This is a genomic window from Streptomyces sp. A1277 (genome assembly GCF_004795015.1).
Classification (GTDB): domain Bacteria; phylum Actinomycetota; class Actinomycetes; order Streptomycetales; family Streptomycetaceae; genus Streptomyces.
Genome location: NZ_SSBI01000008.1, coordinates 21,590 through 36,779 on the forward strand (window position 1 = coordinate 21,590; position 15,190 = coordinate 36,779).

Genomic DNA, 15,190 nt, shown 5'->3' on the forward strand with positions numbered 1-15,190 from the left:
GACTACGGGATGTGAAGGGAGCAGACCCGGCTGTCCGCCTCGAAGATCCGCAACGCCTTGATCATCTTCAGGACGATGCGGTGGTGGCCCCGCTCGTTGGGGTGGAGCCCGTCGCTGAGCAGGGACAGGGGGACCTGGCCGCCGTTGCCGGCCAGCCAGTCGTTGTAGTGGTCGATGAAGACCGCGTTCTGCTGGGCCGCGACCTCGCCCATCACCCGTGCGTAGCCGGAGAGTTCCACCCGCCCCGGCCACTTCGCCGGATCGACGGGGTTGGGGGCCTGGAGCACCGGCACCGGCGAGCCGGGCAGCGCGCGCACCGAGCGCACCAGCGAGACGAGGTTGGACCGGTAGGTGTCGAGGCCGAGGCCCGCCGTCGCGATGTCATTCGTGCCGATCATGATCGAGACGACCTGCGGCGAGAAGGCGGTGACCCGCTGGGCGAACTGCGCGACGAGTTCGGCGCTGGTCGCCCCGCTCACCCCGGAGTCGATCACGAAGTCCCGGTTCTTCGGCTTGCCCAGCTCCCAGCGGACGCGCTCCGTCCAGTGCTCGGGGTAGCTGCGCCAGCCGTTGGTGTGCAGGGCGCCGTGCGTGATGCTGTCGCCGGTGACGACCCAGGTGGCCGGGGTGTCGCTGTTGAGGATGACGGAGATCCTGCCCTGGTCCGCGAGGTCGGGGCGCGGGCACTGCGCGACGAGTTCGCTCTCGCTCAGCACCCGGTCCCAGACCGCGGCCCGCTCGATGGTGCCGGTGCAGAACCACTCGCCGCCGGGGTGGTCGCTGTCGGTGTTGCGGCCGAGCGACAGGGAGGTGAGCTTCGAGACGCTGCCGAAGAAGGGGTGCGAGGCCGTCTCGAAGACCGTACGGCCCCCGGCGTGCAGGCGGGTGCCCGAGGCGTCCACGGTGACGGCGACGGTGTGGAGCTCTCCGTCGTCGTATCGTGTCCGGGTCATGACATTCACGAGGACGGCGCCCTTCTCGCGCACGGAGAACTGAAGGGCGCCGCCGCTCAGGTTGAGCGTGATGTTGGAGGAGGGGGCGGTCGGGTCCGAGGCGCTGATCAGCGTCATCGCCTGGTTGTGGCTGGTGGTGCGGAAGGTGACGACGATGGTTCCCGCGGCGAGCGGGGCGAGTACGCCGGTCCGGTTCGACAGGTCGACGTACTCGCTGCCGTCCAGGTCCACCGGGGTGGTGTGGTCCAGGATCGGACCGCCGCCCTGGGCAGCGGCGAAGGCGCGGCCGCCGAGCTGGGTGCTCAGCGCTGCCGCACCCGCGGCGAAAAGCATGGATCGTCTGCGCACGGAAGGTGCCTCCGGTCAGGAGTGGCCGGCCTGCCCCGATGACAGGCCCGCGAACAAGGAGGCCACCCAGGCCAGTTGCTCCCGCTGCTGGTATTCCGCGCCGCCCTCGTGCCCGTTGAACGCGTAGACCCGTACGTCCTTGGGGCCGGCGTAGCCGTTGTAGGCGGTGAAGCACGTGGAGGGCGGGCAGATGTCGTCCATCATCGCGATGGAGAACAGCGCGGGGGCCGTCGCCCGGGTGGCGAGCAGTGCGGCGTCGAAGTACGCGAGGGTGGCGAAGACCGACTCGGTGCGGTCCCGGTGCAGCTTGAGGTATTCGGCGATCTCGGTGTACGGCGGGCGGCCCGCGATCAGGGCGCCCCGGGGGATGTTGCACAGGAACGGCACGTCCGGCATGACCCCGGCGAGTCCCGGCACGAGTCCGGCGACGGCCAGGGTGATGCCGCCGCCCTGGCTGACGCCGGTCACCACGACGCGGTCCGGGTCGATCTCCGGGTGCTCGCGCGCCGCGTCCACGCAGCGCACGGCGTCGGCGTACAGCCGCCGGTAGTAGTACGTCTCGGGGCTCTCGATGCCCCGGGTCAGGAAGCCGGGTACGACCCCGGAGGCGCCACCGTGCGGATCGGCGGTGGCCCCGCCGGCCGCCGACCAGCCCTGGCCGCGGGTGTCCATCAGCAGGTGCGCGTAGCCGGCCGATGCCCACAGCAGGTTCTCGTGCGCCAGGCCCCGGCCGCGGCCGTAGCCCAGGAACTCCACCACGCAGCCGAGCGGTTCGGTGGCTCCGGCCGGCATCCGCAGCCAGCCGCGCACCGGCTGCCCGGCGAACCCGGGGATCGTCACGTCATAGGTGCGGACCTGGGTGAGCCCGGTCTCCACCTCGGTGAACACGGGCTTCTCCGACGCGCAGGAGCGGGCCTCCTCCAGCGTCCGGGACCAGAAGGCGTCGAAGTCCGCGGGAACGGGCAACGGCGGCAGATAGTCGCGGCATTCGTCGAGCGAGAGGTCCGTCAACGGCATGGAGGTGCCCTCCTGGGGGCGCGGCGGGAGTGCCGTGTGCGAGGTCGTGCACCGGATCATCAGACGGATGACGTCAGATGTCCTGTCGGCACACGGACCCTAGGCACCGCCTGTGGCGGCCGTCAAGGGGCGCTCCAGGGTCCGTCCGCGGGCTCCGCCGGCCGCGAGCGGCGGCTCGGCGGCTCAGCGCCGGGCGCGGGCCTCGGAGATCCGGCGCCGCACGGGCGCGTAGTGCTCTCCGAGCGCCTTCATGAACCCGGCGATGTCACCGGCCCGGGCGGCGTCCACGATGTTCTGGTGGGCGGTGATCGTCTCGGTCTCGTCGGCCTGCGTGAACCCGTCCAGGTGCGGTGCGACGATCGTGTACACGTCCCAGAAGGCCATCGAGAGCTGGCCGATCAGCTCGTTGCCCAGCGGGGCGACGAGCAGGGCGTGGAAGGCGCGGTCGGCGTCGACGAAGCCGTGGCCCTCCTGGGCGCCCGTCTCGCGCATGGTGGCCACCAGGGCGTCCAGCGCGTCCAGCTGCTCGGCGCTGAGCTGCGAGACGATCCGGTCGGCCATCCCGCGCTCGAAGAGTTCGCGTACGTCGACCAGGTCGGCCATCACCTGGAAGTCGTCGTCGGGGGAGAGCAGGCCCCGGAAGGTCAGGCTCTCCACCAGGGCCGACAGGCTCAGCCGGCCGACGTAGGTGCCGTGGCCGTGGCGGACCTCCACGATGTCCAGCGCGTTGAGGATCTTGACGGCCTCGCGGACGCTGGAGCGGCTGGCGCCGAGCGCCTCGCACAGGGCGGGCTCGGTGGGCAGCGGGTCCCCGGGACGGAGCCGTTCTTCGAGGATGTACCGCTTGATGCCGTCGACGACTTCCTGCCGGAGCAGCTGCCGGCCGGGCCTCGTTCCGGACATATGTGAACTCCCCACCTCTTGACCCCTCTCGATTGTCAAGCTACGTTCCCACGCTATCAAGGCATCAGACATCTGACGTCTGATGCTCCAGGTACCGCGGCCCCCCGTGAACCTGCGCCAGCCCCCCTTTCCCATCCACGACGCCCCACCTCAAGTCCCTGGAGGACCCGTGCCCGAGCTGAGATCAGCCGGTGTCGAGCGCCGCACCTTCCTGCGTTACACCGGTGCCATCGGTGCCGCGGCCGCCATCACGGCCGGCCTGTCCGCGTGTGGCGGACCGTCCTCGACCACCAACGGCTCGACGGACAAGGGCAGCGGCAGCGACCTCATCGAGGCCGGTCTGTCCTACCCCCTGTCGACCGGCTTCGACCCGATGATCACCTCGGGCGCGACCCCGTACGCCGCCAATATGCACATCTTCGAGGGCCTGGTGGATCTCGATCCGGCAACGCTCGTGGCACGGCCTGCTCTCGCCACCGAGATGCCGAAGAAGATCAACGCCACCACCTACCGCGCCACCCTGCGCAAGGGCGCGACCTTCCACGACGGATCGGACGTCACCGCCGACGACGTCGTGTTCAGCTTCGAACGCATCCTGGACCCGAAGAACGCCTCCCTCATGGCGCAGTTCGTGCCCTTCATCGACACCGTCAAGGCCGTCGACGCCTCCACGGTCGAGTTCAAGCTCAAGTACCCCTTCGCGCTCTTCCCGTCCCGCATCGCCGTGGCCCGGATCGTGCCGAAGAAGATCGTCGAGGCGGACGTCAAGGGCTTCGACGCCAAGCCGGTCGGCTCGGGCCCGTACAAGTTCGTCTCGGCGACCCGCGAGGACAAGATCGTCTTCGAGAAGTACGACAAGTACAACGGCTCGCACCCCGCCAAGGCCAAGAAGATGATCTGGCGCCTGATATCGGACCAGTCGGCCCGGGTCAGCGCCATGCAGTCGGGCCGCGTCCAGGCCATCGAGGACGTCCCGTACATCGACGTCAAGGGGCTCTCGGGCTCGGCGAAGACCGAGTCCGTGCAGTCCTTCGGCCTGCTCTTCCTGATGTTCAACACCGCCGACAAGCGGTTCGCCGACAAGCGGGTCCGCCAGGCCCTGCACTACGCGCTGGACACCGAGAAGATCATCAAGACCGCCATGGTCGGGAACGCGACGGCCGCCACGGGCTACGTCCCGACGACGCACCCCGACTACCAGAAGGCCGCCACCGTCTACACGCACGACGTGGCCAAGGCGAAGAAGCTGCTCGCCGAAGCGGGGGTGAAGAACCTCAAGTTCACCGTCCTGACCGTGGACACCGGCTGGGTCAAGGACATCGCCCCGCTGATCAAGGAGAGCTGGGCCGCCGCCGGCATCGAGGCCACCCTCGGCATCGCCCAGTCCGCCGCCCAGTACGCCAAGGTCGACAAGGGCGACTTCGAGGTCCTCGTCGCCCCCGGCGACCCCTCGGTCTTCGGCAACGACGTCGACCTGCTGCTGCGCTGGTTCTACTACGGCTTCTGGCCGGAGAACCGTTACGGCTGGTCCAAGACCGCCGAGTACAAGAAGGTCAAGCAGCTCCTCGACAAGGCCGCCCAGGCCGCCGACGAGGCAGACCGCAAGCAGCTGTGGGGCCAGACCACCGACCTCCTCTCCGACGAGGTCCCGCTCTACCCGATCCTCCACCGCAAGCTGCCCACGGCCTGGAACGAGAAGGCGCTCCCCGGCTTCAAGCCGCTGCCCACCACCGGCCTGTCCTTCCTGGACGTCAGCCGCGCCTGACCGGCGCCCGGCCGGCGGCCGCCGCACCCCGGCCACCCGAACGGCGCGGCCCGCCCGCGCCCCACACCCCGGTCCGGGACACCGACCACCCCGGTGTCCCGGACCGGACGACCGCCCAACCGCAAGGAACCCGACGATGGTTGCTTTTCTCCGGCTCGCGCTGCGCCGCGTCGCGATGATGCCGGTGATGATCCTCGGTATCGCGTTGCTCGTCTTCGTGGTGCTGCAGTTCTCGCCGGTCGACCCGGCCTACAACGCGCTCGGGGAGAGCGCCGGCCCGGAGGCCCGGGAGGCATTCGCCGAGGCCAACGGGCTCAACGACCCGCTGCCCGTACGCTACTTCCACTTCCTCGGCCAGCTGATCCACCTGGACCTCGGCTCGACCGTCCCACCGAGCCAGCCCGTGGTCGACCGGATCACCGCCGCCTTCCCGCTCACCCTCCAGCTCACCATTCTCGGGCTCGTCATCGCCATCGTCCTCGCCGTCATCGGCGGCGTCCTGGGCGCGATGTACCGCGACCGCTGGCCCGACCAGCTCTTCCGGGTCCTGTCCATGGCCGGGGTCGCCGTCCCGTCCTTCTGGCTCGGCGTCCTGCTCATCCAGCAGTTCGCCCTGAACAGCCAGATCTTCCCGACGGGCGGATACACCAACATCGCCGACTCGTTCGGCGGCTGGCTCCGGACGATGTTCCTGCCCGCCGTCTCGCTCGCCGTGCCCGTCGCCGCGTCGCTCGCCCGCCTCATCCGCACCGCGATGGTCACCGAACTCGACCGGGACTACGTGCGCACCGCCCAGGGCAACGGCCTGCCGGTCTTCCTGGTCATCCGCTCGGTGCTGCGCAACGCCCTGGTCACCCCGCTCACCGTGCTCGGGGTCAAGGTCGGCTACCTGCTCAGCGGCGCCGTCGTCATCGAAGCGATCTTCGACCTGCCCGGCATGGGCAAACTCATCCTCGAAGGTGTCACCGGAGGCGACATCGCCCTGGTCCAGGGCACCGTACTGACCATCGCCATCGCGTTCCTGGTGGTCAACGTCATCGTCGACCTGCTCTACCTGCTGGTCAACCCGCGCATCAGGACGGTGTGACATGTTCGCCACGGGCCGTCTGGCCAAGAAGCTCTCCCGACCGGGCGTCGCCTTCCGCGCCCTCCCGGTAACCTCCCGCGTCGCCCTCGGCGTCCTGATCCTCGTCCTCCTCGGCGCCGTACTGGCCCCCCTGCTCACCCAGGACCCGCTGGCCACGGGCAACCCCGTCCAGGCCCCGAGCGGCGCGCACTGGTTCGGCACCGACCGGGCAGGCCGCGACGTGTTCGCCCGCGTCATGCACGGCTCGCGCTACTCGCTGATCATCGGCCTCGGCTCGACCGCCTGCGCCCTGGTCGCCGGAGCCGTCCTCGGCTCGCTCGCCGCCACCTCGCGCAAGCTCGGCGACGAGTCCGTCATGCGCACCCTCGACGTCATCATGTCGTTCCCGCCGATCGCGCTCGCGGCCGTCCTGGTCGCCGTGTTCGGCACCAGCATCCCGGTGATCATCTTCACGATCGCCTTCGTCTACACCCCCTCGCTGGCCCGCGTGGTCCGCGCCAACGTCCTCTCCCAGTACGGCGAGGACTACGTCGCCGCCGAGAAGGTCATCGGCGCCCGGCGCGCCTACATCATCCTGCGCCACGTCGCCGTCAACTGCATGGCTCCGGTCATGGTGTTCGCCACCGTCATGGTCGCCGAGGCGATCATCTTCGAGGCGAGCCTCTCCTTCATCGGCGCCGGTGTGCAGGACCCCGACCCCAGCTGGGGCAGCGTCCTCGCCTACGGCCGGCAGATCCTCCTGGCGGGCGGCTGGTGGGCCACCTTCTTCCCCGGCCTCGCCCTGCTGATCACCGTCCTCGCGCTCAACATCCTCTCCGAAGGGCTCACCGACGCCTCCGCGGCGCCCAAGAGCGCCCGCGCCGCCGTCGACCCCACGGCCGCCACCGCACCGGACCCGGTCGAGGCCGCCGCCACCGTCGACATCGACGCCGCCCTCGCCAAGCTCGCCCGGCACGTCAACGCCACCGAGCCCACCATCACACCGGTACGCGAGGACGCCGCCGAACTCCTCGTCGTCCGCGACCTCGCGATCCGCTTCCCGGACCGCTACGGCGAGATCCCCGTCGTCGACAGGCTGAACTTCACCGTCCACGAGGGCGAGACCCTCGGCCTGGTCGGCGAGTCCGGCTGCGGCAAGTCCATCACCAGCCTCGCCGTCATGGGCCTCCTCGCCCGCAACGCCGAGGTCAGCGGCGAGATCATGTACCGCGGCCGGGACCTGCTGAAGCTCCCGCCCAAGGAACGCCGCGCCCTGATGGGCCCCGAGATCGCGATGGTCTACCAGGACGCGCTGTCCTCCCTCAACCCCTCCGTGCTCGTGGGCACCCAGCTCAAGCAGCTGACCTCGCGCGGCGGAACGAAGACCCCCGCCGAGCTCCTGGAGCTCGTCGGCCTCTCGCCCGAGCGCACCCTGCGCAGCTACCCGCACGAGCTCTCCGGCGGCCAGCGCCAGCGCGTCCTCATCGCCATGGCCCTCTCCCGCAGCCCCCGCCTCCTGATCGCGGACGAGCCGACCACCGCCCTCGACGTCACCGTCCAGGCCCAGGTCGTCGAACTCCTCATCCGGCTCCGCGACGAGCTCGGCTTCGCCATGGTGCTGGTCTCGCACGACCTCGCCCTCGTCGGCGACCTCTCGCACCGGGTCGCCGTGATGTACGCGGGACGGCTCGCCGAGGTCGGCGACACCCGGGCGGTCCTCACCGACCCCGCCCACCACTACAGCCGCGGCCTCCTCGGCTCCGTCGTCTCCCTGGAGGCCGGCGCCGAGCGGCTCCACCAGATCCGCGGCGTCGTCCCCGCACCCCAGGGCTTCGGCGCGGGCTGCCGCTTCGCCGGCCGCTGCGGTGCGGCGACCGACCTCTGCCGCACCACCACCCCCGTCATCACCGGGCGCGGCGACACGAAGGACCACGGCTTCGCGTGCCACCACCCGGCCGGTGCCACCGCGAAGAAGCTCGAAGGGAGCGCCCTGTGATCAGGCTCAACGGCGTTCACGTACGCCACAAGGCACGCAGCGGAGGCATCTTCAGCCGCGACGCCGTCCACGCCCTGACCGACGCCACCCTGGAGGTCAAACGCGGCGAGATCGTCGGCCTGGTCGGCGAGTCGGGCTGCGGCAAGTCCACGCTCGCCCGGGTGCTGACCGGACTGCAGAAGCCCACCGAGGGCGAGGTCCTCTTCCACGGCAAGGACCTGTGGGCGATGTCGGGCGCCGAGCGGCGAAGCGACTTCGGCTCGGCCGTGGGCGTCGTCTTCCAGGACCCGTCCACCGCGCTCAACCCGAGGCTCACGGTCCGCCAGATCCTGCGCGACCCGCTCGACGTGCACCGCCGCGGCACCCGCGAGGAGCGCGAGGCCCGCGTCGAGGAACTCCTCGACCTGGTCGGCCTCCCCGGACACACCCTGGCGGCCCTGCCCGGACAGCTCTCCGGCGGCCAGCGCCAGCGCGTCGCCATCGCCCGCGCCCTGGCCCTCGAACCCGAGCTGATCGTCGCCGACGAACCCACCTCCGCGCTCGACGTCTCGGTCCGCGCCCAGGTCCTCAACCTCTTGGTGGACCTGCGCGAACGCCTCGGCCTCGGCATGGTCTTCATCTCGCACGACATCCAGACCGTGCGCTACCTCGCCGACCGCATCGCCGTCCTCTACCTCGGGCGCATCGTCGAGGAGGGCCGCGCGGCCGACGTCGCGGGCGCCCCCTCGCACCCGTACACCGAGGCCCTGCTCTCCGCGACGCCCAGTCTGATGGAGGCGACCGAGCGCATCGTGCTCACCGGCCCGGTGCCCTCCGCCACCAACCCGCCGCCCGGCTGCCCGTTCAGCACCCGCTGCTGGAAGGCCGACGACGCGTGCACCACCGCCTTCCCGGCCGAGACCTTCGGGCCCCGGGAACACCGCTGGCACTGCGTCCACCCCCAGACCCCCGCTTCCCCCTCCGGGGACCCGACCCCCGTACCGTCCGCAAGGAGCACCGCATGACCGCCCGAACCCCCCGCTACACGGGAGTCATCCCGCCCGTCGTCACCCCGCTCACCGCGGACGGCGAGCTCGACATCCCCTCGCTGGAGCGGGTCGTGGGGCACCTGATCGACGGCGGCGTCACCGGGCTCTTCGCCCTCGGCAGCTCCGGCGAGACCGCCTACCTCACCCCCGGACAGCAGGACCGGGTCATCAGGGCCATCACCGCCGCGGCCGGCGGCCAGGTGCCGGTCCTCGTCGGCGCTATCGAGACCACCACCAACCGGGCGATCGAGCGCGCCCGCCGCGCCGCGGAGCTCGGTGCCGACGCCGTCGTCGTCACCGCGCCCTTCTACACCCGCACCCACGACACGGAGATCGACCGGCACTTCCGGGACGTCGCCGCCGCCCTCGACCTGCCGGTCCTGGCCTACGACGTGCCGGTCTGCGTCCACAGCAAGCTCGACCCGGAACTGCTGCTCCCGCTCGCCGCCGACGGCGTGCTGGCCGGTGTGAAGGACTCCAGCGGCGACGACGGCTCGTTCCGGCGGCTGGCCATCGGGGCCCGCGAGCTCCCGGAGTTCTCCGTGCTCACCGGCCACGAGCTGGTCGTCGACGCGATGATGCTGGGTGGCGCCGACGGGTCGGTGCCGGGGCTCGGCAACGTGGACCCGCACGGGTACGTACGCCTCCACGAGGCCGCGGTGCGCGGCGACTGGGCCGCCGCCCGGGCCGAACAGGACCGCCTCGTCGCACTGTTCGACATCATCCGCGCCGCCCGCCCCGGCACGGCATCCGCCACGGCGGCCGGGCTCGGCGCGTTCAAGACCGCGCTGATGCTGCGCGGCGTCATCGCCACCAACGTGATGAGCCCGCCGATGCGCCGGCTCGACGCCGAGGAGACGGCGACGATCGCCGCCTGCCTGGAGCGCGCGGGCATCGCCGCGGTCTGACACGGCGGCAGCACCGGACACCGAAAGGTCCGGCCCGACAGCGAAGGCTGTCGGGCCGGACCTTTGGTGCGTGGGGGAGCGTCAGCTCACTTCTGCGCGGCGCGGGCGCGGCGCATCAGCAGGCCGCCACCGAGCACCATCGCGGCGCTGGCGCCACCGGCGATGCCCAGCTTGTCGTTGGTGCCGGTGTGCGCCATCTGCGGCGGCTTGTGGTGCTTGGGGGTGTGGTGCCAGGTGTGGGCCGGCGGGTTGTGCGGGTGCCACGCGTGGGTCGGCGGGTTGTGCGTGGGCGGGTTGTGCGTCGGGGGCTTGTGGTGCGTCGGCGGCTTGTGGTGCGGCGGCTTGTGGTGCACCGGCGGGGCCGGCGGCTTGTGGTGGTGTCCCGGAGGGCAGTTGTCGTCGTGGTGGTGCGGCGGCTTGTGCGTCGGGGGCTTGTGGTGCGGCGGCTTGTGCGGGGGGTTGTGGTGCGGCGGGTTCTCGACCTCGCCGCCACTGTTCTCGCACTCGTTGCCGGCGGCCGGGTTCAGCAGACCGACCACGTTGACACTGTTGCCGCAGACGTTGACCGGGATGTCGACCGGGGCCTGCACGACGTTGCCCGAGAGCACGCCGGGGGAACCGACGGCCACTCCCTCGGCACTCGCGCCCTGGGTGTCGCCGGGGGCCGCGTCGCCGCCCTCGTTCTCGCACTCGTTGCCGAAGGCGGGGTTCAGCGCGCCGATCACGTTGACGGTGTTGCCGCAGATGTTGACCGGGACGTGCACCGGGACCTGCACGACGTTGCCCGACCCGACGCCGGGCGAACCGACAGCGGCGCCGTCGGCCGAGGCGTCGGCGAAGGCGTAGCCGCCGGAGGCGGTCAGGATGCCTGACGCCGCCGCCATGACGAGCACGCTTTTACTCAAGGCTTTTCGCATTGGGGCCCTTCCTTGGGACATTTCTCGCGAACGCGCGGCCGCAGTTCGTTCGTCAGGCGGTGCAGCAGCCGTCAGTTCCGACCGTGATGCTTGGGGGAGCCTCCCGGCGGGCGAGCTTGACGACACCCATAACGACGCCTGCGTGCGCGAGAAACGTGAAACCAGTGAATTTTCTGTGATCACCCGTACGGGCTACGCGTAAGGGAGACGCTGTCGATTTCCGTCAGTATGTCCCGATCGCTTTCGCACGGGCGTCCGCCACTTCCTGGCATTCGGGTGAATGGTGATAACCAAACGTCCGGGGACGAGTTGGGCAGGGCGCTCCGGTACGGGGCTCCCAGTACGAGAAGGGTTCATCGTGATCAAGAAGGTCCTGGCTACGGGTGCTGTCGCCGCCTCCATCCTCGGGCTCGGCGCCGCGCAGGCGATGGCCATCGGCAACGACGGCGGCACGACCTCCGTGAACGGCAACGGCGCCTCGCAGTCCTTCGGCAACGCCGTGACGCACGGCGATGGCAGCCCGCAGTTCGACCTGGTCCAGGGCTCGCTGAACAAGCCCTGCGTCGGCCTGCCGCTCAAGGCCAACGTCGGTTCACTCATCGGTGTCGTCCCGATTACGGTCCAGGACGTCAACGTCCTGTCCAACCCGCAGAACCAGCAGTGCACCGAGAACTCCACCCAGGCCAAGGGCGACGAGCCGCTGTCGCACATCCTGGACAACATCCCGGTCCTGTCGGGCAACGGCGCCGGCAACCGCTGATCCGGCCGTCACCAGGCCCGGGCCGCCGGCGTTCCTCCTCCGAGCGGCCCGGGCCTGCTGCTGCCCCACACGTCCGGCCGGAATCGAATGATTCCAGCGGGAACGTCGGCCGCTGACTGGAACTGCATCATTCGGGCGGTCTTCGAAGAATCTTCTGGTTGAAGAGTTTCGCTTACCGTCCGAAATCGTTACGAATGACAACGGCGGGGTCACGAGCGATCAGGTCCGCGCTCGTGCGGCACGAAAGCCGTGGCCGCTCCGGACTCCGCCGAAGAAAGGGTTTCACGTGAAGTACACCAAGATCGCCGCCGTCGCCGCCGGTACCCTCATGGCCATGGGTGCCGCTGCCCCGGCCTTCGCCGACTCCGGCGCCGAGGGTGCCGCCGTCAACTCCCCGGGCGTCCTGTCCGGCAACGTCGTCCAGGTTCCGATTCACATCCCGGTGAACGTCTGCGGCAACACCATCGACATCATCGGCCTGCTGAACCCGGCCTTCGGCAACGTCTGCGCCAACGACTGATTCACCCCCGCCGAATTCTTCTCGGCACCGAAGGCCCCGGAGCGCACTCCCCGCGTTCCGGGGCTTTCCCGTGCGCTCCGGAACCCGGGATTTCGAGAAAGGCCGCGCCGTCCAGTTGCCCGGCCGCATTCGGGTCGTTAGTCAGGGGGAAAGCGGCAGAAGTCACGGCTAAAGAAGGCTCGTGCGGCGCGGGGACGCGACCGAAACAGACGCCGCTGCAGAAGGGAACCCGAAAGTGAAGTACGCGAAGACCGCCGCGCTCGTTGCCGGTTCCGTGGTTGCGCTCGGCACGGCTGCCCCCGCCTTCGCCGTCACCACCGCCACGGCCCCCAGCTTCAGCCTCGACGGAGGCGTCAACCAGGTGGTGGCGGCCGCTCCGCAGGCGGTCGACCCGGTCCTCGACACCGTCAGCGGCGCCGCCGACAACCTGCACGAGAACGGAACCGTCACCGAGGTCGCCGACCAGGCCACCGGAGCGGTGAAGGGTGCGGCGCCCCTGCTGGGCGGCCTCCCGCTCGCCCGCTGACCTCGCACCGGCGGCGTGGCCCCCGCGCCGTTCGAGTGCGTACGCACCTTTCGAGTGTGCGCGCACCTTTCGGGTGAAGTGCCACAACCATTCCCGTCACGCCGAGTTGATCAGTGCGCTCGGCACCGGCGGGCATCACAGAGAAAACCAGAAGGGCAGTTTCATGATCAAGAAGATGATGGCCTCGGCAGCCGTCGCCGCATCGATCGTCGGCGTCTCCGCCGCCGTCGCCCCGGGGGCCATGGCCATCGGCAACGACCAGGGCACCACGACGGTCAACGGCAACGGCGCCATGCAGTCGTACGGCAACTCCGCCACCCACGGTGACTGGAGCCCGCAGTTCGCGCTCATCCAGGGCTCGCTCAACAAGCCCTGCATCGCCCTGCCGGCCAAGGCCAACGTCGGTTCCCTGCTCGGGGTCGTCCCGGTCACGGTCCAGGACGTCAACGTCCTGTCCTCGCCGCAGAACCAGCAGTGCACCGAGAACTCCACCCAGGCCAAGGGCGACGAGGCCCTGTCGCACATCCTGGACGACATCCCGATCCTCTCGGGCAACGGTGCCGCCAACGACTGAGCGGCTCCTGAACGGGTCCTGACACACGGGTAGTTCCCGGAGCGCCTCGTCCTTCCTGACGCACCTGTGGGGCCGGTGGGCCCGGGCAGCCGCATTGCCGGCCGCCCGGACCCGCCGGCCCCATGTGCGTGTCCGGGGCGGGTGCGCACGCCCGTCCGCTCGCTCGAACGGGCGGCCCGCTGGGCCGGTTGCCGTAGCCGGGGCGGCGGGATTCCGCCGTAACGGGTAGGGCCTCCTCATGGACCAGTACGACAGTCGGCACCCGGAAAGCGCCACCCCGATCTACGACCGGCTCCTCGCCGAGTGGCAGGCCGCGCGGGCCGACCCGGTCCCGGCCGAGCCCGCGGCGCCCGGCCCCTGTCGCACGGGCGGGTTCGTGCCCGCGGCGCGGAGCTCGGGCGAGGCCGGCCGGGGCTGACGGCGGCCCGTCGAACTCATGCGGCATCCAACCCATTCGGGTGGATCAGCGGAACCGAAACCTCCGCACGGTGTTGATCAGTACGTTCCAGAACGGAACGCTCCGAAAGGTGAAGCGTGATGAAGAAGATGATGGCCGGCGCGGCAGTAGCCGTGTCCCTGGTCGGCCTGTCGGCCGCCGCGGCCCCCTCGGCCATGGCGATCGGTAACGACGGGGGCACGACGTCGGTCAACGGCAACGGCGCCGCCAGCTCGTTCGGCAACAGCGTGACCCGGGGCGACGGCAGCCCGCAGGCCCAGCTCATCCAGGGCTCGCTGAACAAGCTGTGCGTGGGTGCCCCGGTCAAGGCCAACCTGGGTTCGCTCGTCGGTCTCGTCCCGGTTACGGTCCAGGACGTCAACGTCCTGTCCAACCCGCAGAACCAGCAGTGCGCCGAGAACTCCACCCAGGCCAAGGGCGACGAGTCCCTGTCGCACCTGGTGGACGACATCCCGGTCCTCTCCGGGAACGGCATCGGCAACAACTGATTCCGTGCACCGACGGCGGGCGGTCCGGCCTCCGGGCCGCCCGCCGTGCGTCGTCCGTCCTGTGCGACGCGTGTGTACGCACGGCATGACCGAGGCCCACCACCCTCCGCGGGTGGTGGGCCTCGCCGTTGAGGGCCGGGGAGGTCAGCCGAGGCTTCGGACCGGAAGCACGCAGTGGGCCGAGGTCGCGATGACCTCGGGGTCACCGGCGAAGGCCCGCAGCTCCGCCTCGCCGATGGGGAGCCCCGGGGCGCCCTGCGGCCACGGGCGGGTGGCGAACATCGCGTGGACCTCGCCCTGTTCGCGCGCCGCCGCCAGCCACTCGGGCGGCACCGGGTACTGGGCGGTGAAGTGAGGCAGCGTCAGGACGGCCTGGCCGGCCTGGACGAGGAGCTTCACGGGGAGCCCCGGCGTCTCGTCGGCGCGCACCGGGGCGCCGCCGACGGTGAGTCCGCTGCGCTGCAACGCGAGGCGCATGGCGTGCTCGCCGGCCGCCGGGCCGTCCGATCCGTCGCCCAGCGAGTAGGCGAGCAGGAAGGCGGCGTCGCGGCCGCTCTGCTGGTACTCGCCGCTCCAGCCGATCAGGATGAGGGTGCCCAACTGGGCCTGCGTGAACGTGCCGGTGGCTGTCTGAGGGGAGGTCATGTCCGGCACCCTAACCGTCCGCGACCGGTCGAACTCCATGCGTATCACCCGATCGGGGGACGACTGGTGGCAAGTCGAGCCGGGCCGAATAATGCGTTGGCCGCCGGAGCACCGGGGGCTATGGTGTGGGACGAGACGGACGGCGGACAGGCTGCCGGTGCCGGACACGGATGAGTGCGGAGGTGAGGACATTGGCGACGGTCGTTGTGATGGGCGCTGCCCACGAGCCGAAGTTCCTCGTTCCCGCCCCCGTGGCCACCGGCTGACCTCCTTCAGGACTTTCCGCGCCGACGCGCGCACCGCCGGGGCCACCCTGTGA

16 protein-coding genes are annotated in these 15,190 nt (G+C 70.6%); 11 read left to right on the plus strand and 5 right to left on the minus strand.

Features of this window, described 5'->3' with window-relative positions:
• Window positions 1-2 precede the first annotated feature (2 nt).
• The 3 genes from E6R18_RS07635 to E6R18_RS07645 all read right to left on the minus strand — a co-directional run bounded on the left by E6R18_RS07635 (window position 3) and on the right by E6R18_RS07645 (window position 3,221).
• Window positions 3-1,301 (minus strand): GDSL-type esterase/lipase family protein, encoded by a 1,299-nt coding sequence (locus E6R18_RS07635; protein WP_240799633.1) that lies wholly within the window; start codon window positions 1,299-1,301, stop codon window positions 3-5.
• A 15-nt stretch (window positions 1,302-1,316) separates the two neighbouring features.
• Complete coding sequence (locus E6R18_RS07640; protein ID WP_136316082.1) at window positions 1,317-2,318, minus strand: acetylxylan esterase; 1,002 nt, start codon at window positions 2,316-2,318, stop codon at window positions 1,317-1,319.
• Window positions 2,319-2,501: 183 nt separating this feature from the next.
• A complete protein-coding gene (locus E6R18_RS07645; RefSeq protein ID WP_136316083.1) occupies window positions 2,502-3,221 on the minus strand; it encodes an FCD domain-containing protein in 720 nt (239 codons plus the stop codon).
• Between the two features lie 169 nt (window positions 3,222-3,390).
• Between E6R18_RS07645 and E6R18_RS07650 the strand changes: the two genes are divergently transcribed.
• The 5 genes from E6R18_RS07650 to E6R18_RS07670 all read left to right on the plus strand — a co-directional run bounded on the left by E6R18_RS07650 (window position 3,391) and on the right by E6R18_RS07670 (window position 9,984).
• Window positions 3,391-4,986, plus strand: a complete 1,596-nt coding sequence (locus E6R18_RS07650) for an ABC transporter substrate-binding protein (RefSeq protein ID WP_136316084.1) — start codon at window positions 3,391-3,393, stop codon at window positions 4,984-4,986.
• Between the two features lie 136 nt (window positions 4,987-5,122).
• The gene (locus tag E6R18_RS07655) at window positions 5,123-6,073 is read left to right on the plus strand and encodes an ABC transporter permease (protein WP_136316085.1); all 951 of its coding nucleotides are present in this window, start codon (window positions 5,123-5,125) and stop codon (window positions 6,071-6,073) included.
• A 1-nt stretch (window position 6,074) separates the two neighbouring features.
• Window positions 6,075-8,048, plus strand: coding sequence for a dipeptide/oligopeptide/nickel ABC transporter permease/ATP-binding protein (locus E6R18_RS07660; RefSeq protein ID WP_136316086.1), 1,974 nt, complete (start codon window positions 6,075-6,077; stop codon window positions 8,046-8,048).
• Window positions 8,045-9,052, plus strand: coding sequence for an ABC transporter ATP-binding protein (locus tag E6R18_RS07665; RefSeq protein ID WP_136316087.1), 1,008 nt, complete (start codon window positions 8,045-8,047; stop codon window positions 9,050-9,052). The genes E6R18_RS07660 and E6R18_RS07665 overlap by 4 nt, the downstream gene beginning before the upstream one ends.
• On the plus strand, window positions 9,049-9,984 hold the full coding sequence (locus tag E6R18_RS07670; RefSeq protein WP_136316088.1) for a dihydrodipicolinate synthase family protein: 936 nt from the start codon (window positions 9,049-9,051) through the stop codon (window positions 9,982-9,984). Before E6R18_RS07665 ends, E6R18_RS07670 begins: the two co-directional genes overlap by 4 nt.
• 86 nt (window positions 9,985-10,070) lie before the next feature.
• Here E6R18_RS07670 and E6R18_RS07675 read toward each other — a convergent pair whose 3' ends face one another.
• Window positions 10,071-10,901 (minus strand): chaplin, encoded by an 831-nt coding sequence (locus E6R18_RS07675; RefSeq protein WP_240799634.1) that lies wholly within the window; start codon window positions 10,899-10,901, stop codon window positions 10,071-10,073.
• 358 nt (window positions 10,902-11,259) lie between these two features.
• Here E6R18_RS07675 and E6R18_RS07680 point away from each other — a divergent pair, with 358 nt between their 5' ends.
• From E6R18_RS07680 to E6R18_RS07705, 6 genes are all read left to right on the plus strand, one after another.
• Window positions 11,260-11,661, plus strand: a complete 402-nt coding sequence (locus tag E6R18_RS07680; RefSeq protein WP_136316089.1) for a rodlin — start codon at window positions 11,260-11,262, stop codon at window positions 11,659-11,661.
• A 328-nt stretch (window positions 11,662-11,989) separates the two neighbouring features.
• Complete coding sequence (locus E6R18_RS07685) at window positions 11,990-12,181, plus strand: chaplin (protein WP_276607257.1); 192 nt, start codon at window positions 11,990-11,992, stop codon at window positions 12,179-12,181.
• Between the two features lie 235 nt (window positions 12,182-12,416).
• The gene (locus tag E6R18_RS07690) at window positions 12,417-12,707 is read left to right on the plus strand and encodes a hypothetical protein (protein WP_136316091.1); all 291 of its coding nucleotides are present in this window, start codon (window positions 12,417-12,419) and stop codon (window positions 12,705-12,707) included.
• A 163-nt stretch (window positions 12,708-12,870) separates the two neighbouring features.
• Window positions 12,871-13,281 carry a rodlin gene (locus E6R18_RS07695; RefSeq protein WP_136316092.1) on the plus strand — a complete coding sequence of 137 codons (411 nt, stop codon included), beginning with the start codon at window positions 12,871-12,873 and terminating at the stop codon, window positions 13,279-13,281.
• A gap of 238 nt (window positions 13,282-13,519) precedes the next feature.
• Window positions 13,520-13,699, plus strand: coding sequence for a hypothetical protein (locus E6R18_RS07700; protein WP_136316093.1), 180 nt, complete (start codon window positions 13,520-13,522; stop codon window positions 13,697-13,699).
• Window positions 13,700-13,818: 119 nt separating this feature from the next.
• The gene (locus tag E6R18_RS07705; protein WP_136316094.1) at window positions 13,819-14,226 is read left to right on the plus strand and encodes a rodlin; all 408 of its coding nucleotides are present in this window, start codon (window positions 13,819-13,821) and stop codon (window positions 14,224-14,226) included.
• A gap of 144 nt (window positions 14,227-14,370) precedes the next feature.
• Here the strand turns inward: E6R18_RS07705 and E6R18_RS07710 are convergent, their stop codons facing one another.
• Window positions 14,371-14,871: a DUF5949 family protein gene (locus tag E6R18_RS07710; RefSeq protein WP_136316095.1), complete on the minus strand. Its 501-nt coding sequence runs from the start codon at window positions 14,869-14,871 to the stop codon at window positions 14,371-14,373.
• Window positions 14,872-15,190 lie beyond the last annotated feature (319 nt).

Excerpts from the sequence above, each read along its gene's own strand:
- E6R18_RS07670 (WP_136316088.1), top strand. The coding sequence starts at position 9,049 with ATGACCGCCCGAACCCCCCGCTACACGGGAGTCATCCCGCCCGTCGTC.
- E6R18_RS07645 (WP_136316083.1), bottom strand. The coding sequence starts at position 3,221 with ATGTCCGGAACGAGGCCCGGCCGGCAGCTGCTCCGGCAGGAAGTCGTC.
- E6R18_RS07695 (WP_136316092.1), top strand. The coding sequence starts at position 12,871 with ATGATCAAGAAGATGATGGCCTCGGCAGCCGTCGCCGCATCGATCGTC.
- E6R18_RS07710 (WP_136316095.1), bottom strand. The coding sequence starts at position 14,871 with ATGACCTCCCCTCAGACAGCCACCGGCACGTTCACGCAGGCCCAGTTG.
- E6R18_RS07655 (WP_136316085.1), top strand. The coding sequence starts at position 5,123 with ATGGTTGCTTTTCTCCGGCTCGCGCTGCGCCGCGTCGCGATGATGCCG.
- E6R18_RS07640 (WP_136316082.1), bottom strand. The coding sequence starts at position 2,318 with ATGCCGTTGACGGACCTCTCGCTCGACGAATGCCGCGACTATCTGCCG.
- E6R18_RS07700 (WP_136316093.1), top strand. The coding sequence starts at position 13,520 with ATGGACCAGTACGACAGTCGGCACCCGGAAAGCGCCACCCCGATCTAC.
- E6R18_RS07660 (WP_136316086.1), top strand. The coding sequence starts at position 6,075 with ATGTTCGCCACGGGCCGTCTGGCCAAGAAGCTCTCCCGACCGGGCGTC.
- E6R18_RS07675 (WP_240799634.1), bottom strand. The coding sequence starts at position 10,901 with ATGCGAAAAGCCTTGAGTAAAAGCGTGCTCGTCATGGCGGCGGCGTCA.
- E6R18_RS07705 (WP_136316094.1), top strand. The coding sequence starts at position 13,819 with ATGAAGAAGATGATGGCCGGCGCGGCAGTAGCCGTGTCCCTGGTCGGC.
- E6R18_RS07685 (WP_276607257.1), top strand. The coding sequence starts at position 11,990 with ATGGCCATGGGTGCCGCTGCCCCGGCCTTCGCCGACTCCGGCGCCGAG.